Below are 12650 nucleotides of genomic sequence, written 5' to 3'. Positions count from 1 at the left end.
CATAATTGGCTGTGAATTTCTATTTCTTTTTGTATTTCATACTTATATGTATTTTCATGTCCGTGGATGCAAATGTATCGATTGCCATAAATAGGACGCACCCGTTCTTCTTATGCTATACTATTTCCAATACCGAAATAAAAGGAGGCCCTTTTAATGAGCCATTTAGAAAAATTAAATGTATACTTTACAGAAAATCGTGACAAACATTTAGCTGAGTTGAACGAATTTTTACGTATCCCAAGTATTTCTGCCTTGTCGGAGCATAAAGAAGACATGCGAACAGCAGCCAATTGGTTAGCCGATGCACTGAAAAAATTAAACATTGAAAACGTTGCTGTAGAAGAAACAGCGGGTCATCCAGTTGTTTATGGTGAATGGCTACATGCAAAAGATAAGCCAACTGTACTATTTTACGGACATTATGATGTACAGCCCGTCGACCCGTTAAATTTATGGGATTCTCCCCCATTCGATCCAGAAATCCGTGACAATAAACTATTTGCGCGCGGTTCTTCAGATGATAAAGGGCAAGTTTTTATGCATTTGAAAATGATAGAAGCGTTATTTGCAACAGAGGGCACATTGCCAGTAAACGTGAAATTTATTTATGAAGGAGAGGAAGAAATCGGCAGCCCTTCTCTTCCGCAATATACAGAAGACAATAAAGAAAAATTAGCAGCAGACTTAATTTTAATTTCAGACACAGGACTTTATGCTAAAGGAAAACCTGCTGTTTGCTACGGTTTACGTGGTTTAACAGGCGTTCAAATTGATATTCGTGGGGCAAAAGGTGACTTACATTCAGGTCTTTACGGGGGTGGCGTGCAAAATGCCATTCATGCACTGACTGAAATTTTAGCATCCTTCCGCGATGAGCACGGTACGATTCAAGTAGAAGGTTTCTACGATAATGTTCGTCCACTTTCTGAAGAAGAACGTCAAGCTTATCGTGACTTAAACTTTGATGAAGCCGCATTAAAAGAAGAAGTTGGCGTGCAGGAGTTATTCGGCGAGGCTGGATATTCTTACTTAGAGCAAACTTGGGCACGTCCAACATTAGAAATTAATGGTGTATTCGGTGGATTCTCTGGTGAAGGCATTAAAACGGTTTTACCAGCAGAAGCCGGTGCTAAAATCACATGTCGCCTCGTACCAGATCAAGATCCAGAAGAAATCGTGGCATTATTAAGAGCGCATATCGAAAAGCACAAGCCAGTTGGTGTAGACGTTGTCATTTCTGAATTTGACAAAGGAAAACCGTACTTAACACCATTTGACCACCCACTAATTCAAGCAGCTGGACGCTCTTATGAAAAAGTTTACCATGTACCAACTGCCTATACACGCGGTGGCGGCTCGATTCCTATCGTAGCAGCGTTTGATGAAATTTTAAATCTACCTGTTGTATTAATGGGCTTCGGTCTTTCAAGTGAAAATTTCCATGCACCAAACGAGCACTTCCATTTAGAAAACTTCGACCAAGGCTTACGTGTACTTGGCGATTACATGTTTGAAGTCGCGTCGTTGAAACTATAAGATAGCAAATCAAAAGGTACAGCACGAAATTGCGTAACGCAATCCCAAGCTGTACCTTTTTATAGTAATTTTCCGCATAGAAAAACTCCAATGCCACTGATGCATCGGAGTTTTTTAACCTTTTTTTGCAATTAAATATATAAACATTAGGGGAGGTTATATAAGTTGTCGAACATAGCATTTAAGGTTCATTGAGCTTGACTTATCATTATTAATGAAAGAGTAAGTTTGTCATAAAGCTGTTTCTTTAAGACGAGTTAATCATAACATCCTTTTCTTTCATAAAAAATAACCATCCTTTGAATGTCATATTTTCATCACAATTACTGTTCACAATTCTGTAAACTGTTATACAACAATTGACTTATCACCACAATTATGGATACAGGAAATACTAGTCCAAAAGGTGTAATAACATATATTCACAGTCCCTAACTTGGGTACGAATCAATTATTTTATTTCAAAATAAAAAGCACTTTGATATGAAAAATCAAAATACTTTTTAATATAATTTATAGTGCGTTTAAAATCATTCCGACTGTTGCATAAATAATGACCGTGCCAAAAATCGCCATCATATGGAACAGTGAGTAGGCAAACATTTTATTGGCCCATTTTTTCTGTTCTTTTTGCTTCGAAGCCGTAATACTCATCCATAGCCAAATCGCACTTAATATAATGGATACGATTGTCAGTCCTAAGCTTAAAGGTAAAAATAAAAAGCTCGATAAAATGAGTAATACTAAATAAATATTGGATTGGATATACGTGCGTCTCTCCCCTTTTGCTACGGGTAGCATCGGGATATTGGCAGCAGCATAATCTTCTTTTTTACGGATTGCGATTGCATAAAAGTGTGGCATTTGCCAAATAACCATAATTAAAAATAATGCCCAAGCAGCTGGATGCCAAATATTCGGCGCCACGGCAGCCCAACCAATTAGCGGTGGCATTGCACCTGAAATACTTCCCACTTCCGTATTCCAAATCGTTTTTCTTTTCGTCCACATTGTGTAAGGTACGACATAGAAAAACACACCTAAAAAACCTAAAAGACCTGCTAGTGGAGAAGCCAAAATGAGCAAACCTGTACCAATTACGAGCAATATAAACGCGGTAATTAATACTGTTTTGACGGATAACTCTCCTGTTACAGTTGGACGAGATTGGGTGCGCGGCATAATTCGGTCAATATCCCGGTCATAGACGTTATTAAATGCACCCGCAGCTGCAATTACTGCCGCTGAGCCTAATGTCGCAAAAATAATAGTTGGAATTTGTTCAACAAAATTTAATTCGTATGTGTAAAGTGCAAGCATGAGTGCCGCGACCATCGGGATTAAATTCGACTTAATAATACCCGTTTTCACAGCCTGAGCCCACAACTGTTTCTTCGATTGCGTTTGCATTTTCTCTATCCTACTTCCTCAATTAGTCACTTTATCTAGTATACCTTAAACTGTGCCTAAAGGGTTAGCTTACGCGCTTTTTTCTAATCTTTTCATGTTCATTTTCATATACATTTTTATGAAATCTCCAATAAAAAAACGGCTAACCTCGCGCTCCTTGTTAGCTACATGCGTCATTCAAAATGTTGACACAATTATAGTTTTTATGTGAGGATGCAGGGGAATTTTTGTTTATTTTATGATGGATTAATTTTAGGTGTATATGACAACCAACATAGATAGTAAAAAAAATCGAACTCTCTCCCTTTTTAAGGAAAAGAACTCGATTTTGTATCTATATCGAAACTGTACTTTTCAAAATTGTTGACACATCAAAATAGTAATTAAATGCCTTTAATACTTCTTCTTTCAACTCTTCTATCTCCATCATTGGTACCATAACAACCGGGTAATCTATTTTTACTCCAATATATTAATACACAATTTTATAACAAACAAAATAATTAAATATAGGAAAAATTAAATTCCATAATTTTTTTCCTTATTCTTTGTTCCTTCTATATAATATGGAGTAATACATAGGATTGGAAGGGTTCAAATTGAAAAAACAAATACATGTTGTTGGAGCCATTATAGAAAATGAACAAAACGAAATTTATTGCGCGCTTCGTAGCCCACAAATGTCACTACCAAACTATTGGGAATTTCCAGGTGGAAAACTTGAAAAAGGTGAAACTCCTCAACGAGCATTACGCAGAGAAATATTAGAGGAGTTTGCTTGCGAAATTTTAGTTGGAGAAAAAGTGGAAGATACTACATATGACTATGGGACATTTATCGTTCGTCTTGAAACATATATGGCTAAAATTTCAAAAGGAACCCCCACTACATTAGAGCATGCCGACGCCAAATGGGTACCGCGTAATATGTTATATACGCTTGATTTTGCACCGGCAGATATACCTGCTGTCGAAAAACTAACACAATAATAATCTTGGGGTGGAGATTTAATGGAACAATTAATACAAAAGCTTGAAAACTCATTATATAAAGGTTTCATCGATCAAAATAAAGCCGTTTCTTCTCAGTTTAAACCGAAATTATTATCTAATCAGGCACACGAAAATGTACTTTCATCTTTACTACAAGAAATGAAAACTTGCAAAGCATTCACCTTTTCCGTTGCTTTTATTACAGAGGGTGGACTTGCAACAATTAAAACAATGCTTTATGACCTTGAGAAAAAAGGGATTACAGGCCGTATTTTAACCTCTACATTCTTAAGTTTTAATCAACCAAAAATGTTTAAAGAATTATTGAAATTAAAAAATGTAGAAGTTCGTGTAACAGATGTAAAAGGATTTCATTCTAAAGGCTATATCTTTGAACACCAACAGCACTATTCCCTTATTATAGGAAGTTCAAATCTAACAGATAGTGCTTTAAAAGCAAACTTTGAATGGAATGTATATTTAACTTCTCTTGAAAATGGGGAAGTCATTCATCATTTTAAAAATCAATTTGAACAAGCTTGGCAAGAATCTACTACCTTAACAGAGGAATGGATTCTTCAATATAATGCATTATATGAAAAGCCAGAATTCCAAAATAAAGTAGCTTCTCCACCTTTATATGTGACCAATCCATTAAAGGAAAGCTTAGAGATTCGACCAAATAAAATGCAAATCGCAGCGCTCGAACAGTTAAGGTTACTTCGTCAAAGTGGAGCAAATCGAGGACTTATTATTTCTGCAACTGGGACAGGTAAGACCTATTTGTCTGCATTTGATGTTCGAAATGCTGCGCCTAAAAGAATGCTATTTATCGTTCACCGTGAACAGATTTTAAAGAAAGCTATGCAAGATTTCCGGAAAATTTTATTAGGTGACCCCGATGATTATGGTATCTTATCAGGTAATTCCAAAAATACAGATGCACGTTATTTATTTGCAACCGTTCAAACAATGTCGCGGGATCCATATTTGCAGCAATTTGCAAAGGATCATTTTGATTATATTTTAGTCGATGAAGTGCATCGTGCTGGAGCAGACTCTTATTTAAAAATAATCGATTATTTTGAACCTCAATTTTTACTAGGAATGACTGCTACACCTGAACGAACAGACCAATTCAATATTTATGAACTGTTTGATTACAACGTAGCTTATGAAATTCGACTGCAGGCTGCATTAGAGGAAGAGATGCTCTGCCCATTTCATTACTTTGGTGTAACAGATTATGAACTTGATGGTGAGTTAATTGACGAAACGGCTGATTTACAAAAGCTGATTCATAAAGAACGGATTGACCATATTATCGAAAAAATCTCTTACTATGGATTTTCGGGAGATAGAGTTCGCGGCCTAATGTTTTGTAGTACGAAAGATGAAGCACGCACTTTATCTAATTTGTTGAATATGCGTGGTTATAAAACGATTTCACTTACAGGTGATAACTCTCAAAATGAACGTGAAGATGCAATTGAAAAATTAAAAACTGGTGAGCTTGAATATATTCTAACAGTTGATATTTTTAACGAAGGAATTGATATTCCCTTCCTTAACCAAATCGTTATGCTTCGTCAAACACAATCTAGTATTATCTTTATCCAACAGCTTGGTCGTGGGTTACGAAAGCATGATGTGAAAGAATATGTGACGATTATCGATTTTATCGGCAACTATAAAAACAACTATTTAATCCCTATTGCTCTTTCTGGTGATAAGTCGATGAATAAAGATAACGTGCGCCGTAAGACGGTAAATACAGATTATATTCAAGGCGTTTCTACAATTAACTTTGAGGAAATTGCGAAGAAGCAAATTTTCGATGCTATTTCAAATGCAAAATTGTCTACTAAGAAAATTTTAGAAGATAACTATCATGAGCTAAAAAATCGTCTTGGTACTAGCCCAACTCTATTTGATTTTATAATACATGATTCATTAGATCCTGAAGTAATCATTAACTTCGCTGGTACCTATTATGACTTTTTATTAAAAATCAAAGAACCTATCTCATCTATCACTGATTATGAAAATGCAATTTTAATGATGATTGGAAAGGATTTATTATCTGGCAAACGTATACATGAAATACTTTTACTAGAGTTACTTATTCAACAAAAAAAGGTAACAAAGAAACAGTTTATAGAACTGCTAAATGCTAAATCCATTTACTATGATGAAGATACAATTACCTCTTTGGAAAATGTATTTTCTTTAAACTTCTTCGTAGAAAACGACCGAAAAAAATTTGGATTAAAACCTATTGTTATTAGTATTAAGGATGCTTATACGTTCAACGATGAACTTCAACAATCGTTAATAGACGATAATTTCAAACAGTATGTTGTCGATTTACTTAAATGTGCATTCACTAAAAATAAAGCATATAACAACAGCGAGCCTTTTACACTTTACCAAAAATATTCTCGTCGCGAAGTATGTCGTATTTTAAACTGGGATAAAAACGAAGAAGGTACACTTAATGGCGGTCGCCCTAAAAATGGCGACTTTCCTATATTCGTAAACTACCACAAAAAGGATGGAGATGGCTCAGAAACAAACTATATGGATGAGTTCCTTTCACCTGAAGCATTTAGATGGTGCTCTACAAAAAATAGGTACTTACATTCTAAAGAAATGGAAACTCTCATTCATTCCAAAGAAAATGGAACGAATGTCTATCTATTTGTAAAGAAAGATAATGGTGAAGGTAAGGACTTTTATTATCTTGGTAAAGGATTAGTAAACCCTAATTCTGCTCGACCAGATCAAGTAACCGAAAAGGGTAAGTCATATCCTGTTGTCACATTGGAGATGATTTTAGAGCAACCGGTCCAATACAATATTTATCATTACTTAGTAGAAGAATAAAAAACAAGCTATTGCTACGGATACAACCATAGCAATAGCCCATTTTTATATCCCCTCTTTTCTTCCTTTAAACACATTCCTCTTATGCCATTTAAAATACTTTTTGTTTTCTTCCACACGGTTAACACGCATTTTTTCATGAATCCCATATTTTATGTAATCCATTTTTTCAATTTCAGATGAAATATGAATTTTCCCCGTCCCATCAAAGGTGATAAAACCTTGATCGTATAAAACATCATGATTGCTACACAATAAAATACCATTATACGGATCGAGGCGTTCTTCATCTGTTGCGTCTTTCCATGGTTTTGCGTGACTTGCTCGTAACAATGCTGGCAATGTAATACCACACAAAGCACATTGATCGTTCCACAATGGGGTTAAGTGCTTTTTGAACTTTTGCTGCCCTTTGCGAATTTTCACCTTTGCTTCAGCTTCCGTTTCAATTAACACAGGTGCTAATGTATTGCGTTCTTTTAGTGCAATCATGCCTATTGCAAATTCAAGCTGTTCTTCATTTTCTTCATAAATGTTTACATCACTAATGAGCTCCAATAGCTTAATTGCAAGCATTTCATTACAAGGGTATAAGTAGCCTTGGTTACCATCACCAGTTGATTGAAATGGTGAGTATTTAACTGGTAATAACGGTTTAATGAAATTAAAATGTGCTTTAATATTAATGAAAATTGCTAGTTCCTCATAATTAGCTGCGAACATATTCCCTAAATTTTCTGATTCATTTATCGGATTAACTCCTTCAAAACAATTCTCTTGTGCGATACTTATCGCTACAATTTCACCTTTTACACAATGAAAAATTGCATCACCTTTTTTTACTTCTTTCATTCGTTCCCATGAATGTGGTGTTTTCCCACTATTATCGAAAATCGAACACCAAATCACTTGTTTATCTTTTGCCTCATCATATGTTCGACCTTGCATTACAATATAAAAATTCATACGGACACCCTTCGATCTATCGTTTTATATAGTTTACCACTTCTTTTATAGCTCTAATAAGATTTGAATTCATTTAAGAACTTCCATCATTTCGCCTCTCGAAAATTCCCCCACATAAATGCTATAATCTAATTAATAATCATTTTCACTGAAATATACTACATTTATCGCGCATTTAATTTCCGCGTGATAAACACAGAAAGGAACAGATATGCTTACAAGATTTTTTACATACTACAAACCACATAAACGCTTGTTTATCATCGACTTTTCGAGCGCAATTTTTGTGGCGGTGCTAGAACTTTTATTCCCAATGGCGGTGCAGTGGTTTATTGATAAGCTACTACCAACTGGCGATTGGGGAATGATTGTAAAGATTAGTATTTTACTGCTCATTACGTACATTATTAGTACGGGCTTGAACTATGTCGTCAACTATTTAGGGCATAAGCTTGGGACGAATATTGAAACGGATATGCGTCAGCAGTTGTTCAATCATGTGCAGCGTCAGCCGTTCACGTTTTTTGACAATATGAAAACTGGGCATTTAATGAGCCGCATTACGAACGATTTATTTGATATTGGGGAGTTTGCGCATCATGGGCCTGAGGATTTGTTCATTGCTGTTATGACCTTTATCGGGGCATTTACGATCATGTTCAATATCAATACAACATTAGCGCTCATTCTTTTAATTATGGTGCCGTTCCTTATTATTGTGATGTATATGAGCAATAAGCGCATGAAAAAAGGTTGGACAGTCATGTATAGTGAGATTGCCAACGTGAATGGACGCGTTGAGGATAGTTTTTCAGGTATTCGCGTTGTGAAATCATTTACCAATGAGGAGTTTGAGAAAGAGCGTTTTAAATCGCAAAATGGCTTGTTCCGAAAGGCGAAGCTTTATGCCTATAAAGTAATGGCGGGCACGCATTCAAGTATTTATATTGTGACGCGTTTAATGACGCTGACGGTGCTTGTTGTCGGAGCTTGGCTATCTTATCAAAATAAGTTGTCTTACGGGGAATTTGTTAGTTTCGTGCTATATACGAATGTATTAATTAAGCCGATTGATAAAATTAGTGCCCTTCTCGAAATGTATCCAAAAGGGATGGCGGGCTTTAAACGGTTTTGCGATTTACTTGATCAGGAGCCTTCGATTGTGGACCGTCCGAATGCACTTGAGGTGAATCAATTAAATGGCGATATTGAATTTAAAAACGTGAGCTTCAACTATGCGGATAGTAAGCAAGTGCTCAAGGATATGTCATTTAAAGTGCCTGCGGGGAAAACGGTAGCATTCGTTGGGCCATCGGGTTCAGGAAAAACGACGATTAGTGCGTTAATCCCCCGCTTTTATGATGTGACAGATGGTGAGATTACGATTGATGGAAATGATATTCGTGACCTTACGCAAGAATCATTACGTCAGCAGATCGGTACCGTACAGCAGGATGTATTCTTATTTACTGGTACAATTCGTGAAAACATCGGATATGGTAATCTCGAAGCAAGTTTTGAAGAAATTTTACAAGCTGCGGAAAAGGCGAATTTACTTGAATTCATCGAGCAGCTGCCAGATGGCTTTGAAACTGAAATTGGTGAACGCGGACTTAAATTATCTGGCGGGCAAAAACAGCGACTTGCAATTGCTCGGATGTTCTTGAAGAATCCACCGATTTTAATATTGGATGAAGCGACGTCTGCCCTTGATACGGCAACTGAGCGCGTTATTCAGCAGTCACTAAGCGATTTGGCGAAAGACCGTACGACCGTTATTATTGCGCACCGTTTGGCAACAATCCGGGATGCGGACTATATTTTCGTCGTAACTCCAAATGGCATTGAAGAGCAAGGTACGTATGAGGAACTATTAGAAAAAGAAGGCGTATTTGCCGGGCTGCATCATGCTTAACCATTAAATGAGTGAAGGCTCGTTCCATGTTCATTGCAATGGAACGAGCTTTCTTATTAAGTAAAGTATCCTTTTCTTTTTCGAATTAGTAAATTTGAATAGTTACGGCTAGTTCATCAACATTGATAAGATTTATGGTTTGAGAAGCGTTACTTTTAAATAAAAAAATAGAGGAACTGACATGTGGATTTTTCTTAGACTAGCAACAATTTTGTTTATTGGAATTTTATTATTAACACAAATAAATTCTTCATCCAGTACGGAGTTTTTACTTATTTTAATCGGTGTTGGAATTATTGCTTCATTTATTGGAACATTAGCTGGTGGTGGCGGATTAATTACATTACCTGCAATGATGCTTCTTGGGATTCCGATTCAATTTAGTATTGCAACAAACAAATTTTCATCTGGAATTGCCTCATTATCTAGTTTATTTGTTTTACTGAAGGCGAGAGAATTGAAGTGGACAACAATCAGAAAATACATCGTATATTCAATAATAGGCGGTGGCATTGGGGCATTCGTGACGTCTTGCATTCCTGAAAGTTGGCTGAATTCGATTGCGCTATTTTTACTTCTATTTGCATTAGGTCTTTCTTTAAAAAGCAATAAATGGTACAACGAGGCATCGAATCAGAATGAAGATAGTAAAGACCCCGCTCGCATCTCCATTGTTTCATTTTTTATCGGAATTTATGACGGTGGATTTGGCCCAGGTTCCTCTTCATTCAGTATTTTATATTTCCTGAAATCTGGCTTTACGTATGTTAAGGCGACACAGATGAGTCGAGTATTGAATTTCGGAAGTTGTTTAGGAGCATTTATTGTTTTTTATCAAACAGGTTTCTTACAATGGGATTATGCAATCGCTCTAGCTACTGGATCTATTATAGGTACACAAATTGCCTTACTCATCGTAGCAAAAATACCATTACGATTTGCAAAATGGCTATTGACTATTATTCTAGTATTATTAATTGGTCAGGTTGCTTTGGAGATTATTTAATATGTTAACAGCAATGTCATCTATTTAGTGAAGTACCTTTCTTTCACAGCACCGAAACTAACATACAATTAATATTGGAAAACCAGCATTATTAACGATTCTAAAGTCTCTTTTTCATTTCCTATAATCCCCATAAAAAATGCTTGAAATTTTTGTCAGAATATTTATAATATTTATTATGATTAAAATCGCATTGAAGAGAAGAGTAATTTGTGGAAGTTTGCATAAGAGAGCCTCGGTAGCTGAAAGGAGGTCAAACTAAAACAGATGAACATGGCCTCTGAGCGGCAAGCTGAACTTATAGTAGGCGAGACGGGTTGGTATCCGTTATCAATACCTAGGCATTCGCGTGCTGAATGGAGGCTGTTTCCAGTAAATTAAGGTGGTACCACGATGATAAATTCGTCCTTAAATACGCTATTGTTGCGTATTTAGGGACTTTTTTATTGTCCAAAATTCATGCATTCACAAAAAACAAGTGATGGAGGAACAAAAATGACAAAAAAATTATTAGTATTTCAATCGGATTTTGGTTTAAGCGATGGTGCAGTCAGTGCTATGTATGGCGTTTCTTATGGAGTCGATAGCAATTTGGCGATTTCCGACTTAACGCATCACATTCCGCAATTTAACATTTGGGAAGGTAGTTACCGACTTTTACAAACCGTGCAGTATTGGCCTAAAGGTACCGTGTTTATTTCGATTGTAGATCCTGGTGTTGGATCAGATCGAATTGCTGTTGTTGCCAAAACAACGGGTGGTCAATATATCGTCACACCAAACAACGGAACACTCACACATATTAAGCGTTACTTTGGCATTACAGAAGCTCGTGAAATTGATGAAACAATTAATCGTTTACCAAATTCAGGAGAATCACATACCTTCCACGGTCGAGACATTTTTGCCTATACTGGTGCTCGACTTGCTTCTGGAGTCATTTCCTATGAGGAAGTTGGTCCTGTATACAGCATTGATGAGATTCACGAGCTCCCTATTAAAGAGTCCATTCAAGAGGGAGAAATTGTGAAAGGGATTATCGATATTGTTGACAAACCATTCGGAAACCTTTGGACAAATATTTCACGTGAACAATTCAAAAATATCGCAGTCACGTATGGCGATCAATTTGAGCTAACCATTACAACAGACGGACGAAATATCTATAAAAATATCGTGACATACGGCCGATCTTTTGCTGATCTTCATATCGGTGAGCCCCTTGTTTACGTCAACTCACTAGATAACTTAGGTGTTGCTATCAATCAAGGCTCCTTTGCAAACGCATACAGAATCGGTTCGGGTACGAATTGGGAAGTTACTATTCGAAAAACACCCAAAATCTTATATACTTAAAATAAAGGAGGAGATTCATATGAAAAAATCTATTTTTAATACAAAAACAATCGTTGCTATTGGTGTAGGTACGGCATTATTCTTCATTTTAGCCCGTTTTGTCATTATTCCAACAGGGATTCCGAATACAGAAATTCAAACATCTTATGCATTTTTAGCGCTAATCGCAGCAGTTTTTGGTCCGATTGCAGGCTTCTTTGTTGGTTTCATCGGTCATGCACTAAAAGATATTACGGCTTATGGCTCTGCATGGTGGAGCTGGGTGATTGTTTCAGGTTTTATTGGTTTAGGTATTGGTTTATTCTTTAACAAATTCAAAATTGGTGCTGAAGCATTTACGAAAAAAACGATTATTTCATTTAACATCGTGCAAACTGTTGTTCAATTAATAGGTTGGGGATTAATTGCGCCAGTGTTAGATATTTTAATTTACGCGGAACCTGCGAATAAAGTTTTCACACAAGGTGTCATTGCAGCTCTTTGGAACATTCTTGCTGTTGGAGTTATCGGGACATTATTATTAATTACTTATGCAAAAACACGTACACAAAAAGGTAGTTTAAGCTACGAAGAATAGGCT

9 protein-coding genes and 1 other annotated feature are annotated in these 12650 nt (G+C 36.3%); of the genes, 7 read left to right on the top strand and 2 right to left on the bottom strand.

Annotated elements, in window-relative coordinates; all coding sequences use genetic code 11:
• Nucleotides 1-156: 156 nt before the first annotated feature.
• On the top strand, nt 157-1539 hold the full coding sequence (locus CSE16_RS01885; protein WP_099422300.1) for a dipeptidase: 1383 nt from the start codon (nt 157-159) through the stop codon (nt 1537-1539).
• A 513-nt stretch (nt 1540-2052) separates the two neighbouring features.
• Here CSE16_RS01885 and cyoE read toward each other — a convergent pair.
• On the bottom strand, nt 2053-2949 hold the full coding sequence (gene cyoE / locus CSE16_RS01880; protein WP_099422299.1) for a heme o synthase: 897 nt from the start codon (nt 2947-2949) through the stop codon (nt 2053-2055).
• Nucleotides 2950-3548: 599 nt separating this feature from the next.
• Here cyoE and CSE16_RS01875 point away from each other — a divergent pair.
• Nucleotides 3549-3938 carry a (deoxy)nucleoside triphosphate pyrophosphohydrolase gene (locus CSE16_RS01875; protein WP_099425723.1) on the top strand — a complete coding sequence of 130 codons (390 nt, stop codon included), beginning with the start codon at nt 3549-3551 and terminating at the stop codon, nt 3936-3938.
• 21 nt (nt 3939-3959) lie between these two features.
• Nucleotides 3960-6827, top strand: a complete 2868-nt coding sequence (locus CSE16_RS01870) for a DEAD/DEAH box helicase (protein WP_099422298.1) — start codon at nt 3960-3962, stop codon at nt 6825-6827.
• A gap of 45 nt (nt 6828-6872) precedes the next feature.
• On the opposite strand, the gene CSE16_RS01865 is transcribed toward CSE16_RS01870, so the two are convergent.
• Complete coding sequence (locus CSE16_RS01865; RefSeq protein WP_099422297.1) at nt 6873-7793, bottom strand: HNH endonuclease; 921 nt, start codon at nt 7791-7793, stop codon at nt 6873-6875.
• Nucleotides 7794-8004: 211 nt separating this feature from the next.
• On the opposite strand from CSE16_RS01865, the gene CSE16_RS01860 reads away from it, so the two are divergent.
• The 4 genes from CSE16_RS01860 (at nt 8005) to CSE16_RS01845 (ending at nt 12647) form a co-directional block, all read left to right on the top strand.
• Complete coding sequence (locus CSE16_RS01860; protein ID WP_099422296.1) at nt 8005-9708, top strand: ABC transporter ATP-binding protein; 1704 nt, start codon at nt 8005-8007, stop codon at nt 9706-9708.
• Nucleotides 9709-9889: 181 nt separating this feature from the next.
• Nucleotides 9890-10714, top strand: a complete 825-nt coding sequence (locus CSE16_RS01855) for a sulfite exporter TauE/SafE family protein (protein WP_099422295.1) — start codon at nt 9890-9892, stop codon at nt 10712-10714.
• 184 nt (nt 10715-10898) lie between these two features.
• Nucleotides 10899-11127, top strand: a binding site (T-box leader).
• A gap of 82 nt (nt 11128-11209) precedes the next feature.
• Entirely contained in the window at nt 11210-12070 is an 861-nt protein-coding gene (locus tag CSE16_RS01850; RefSeq protein WP_099422294.1) for an SAM hydrolase/SAM-dependent halogenase family protein, read from the top strand.
• Between the two features lie 19 nt (nt 12071-12089).
• Nucleotides 12090-12647, top strand: coding sequence for an ECF-type riboflavin transporter substrate-binding protein (locus CSE16_RS01845; protein ID WP_099422293.1), 558 nt, complete (start codon nt 12090-12092; stop codon nt 12645-12647).
• Nucleotides 12648-12650 lie beyond the last annotated feature (3 nt).

The sequence above is a fragment of the Solibacillus sp. R5-41 genome (assembly GCF_002736105.1).
GTDB lineage: Bacteria > Bacillota > Bacilli > Bacillales_A > Planococcaceae > Solibacillus.
The sequence above is the reverse complement of the archived record's forward strand: the minus strand, read 5'-3'. Positions and strand labels throughout refer to the sequence as shown.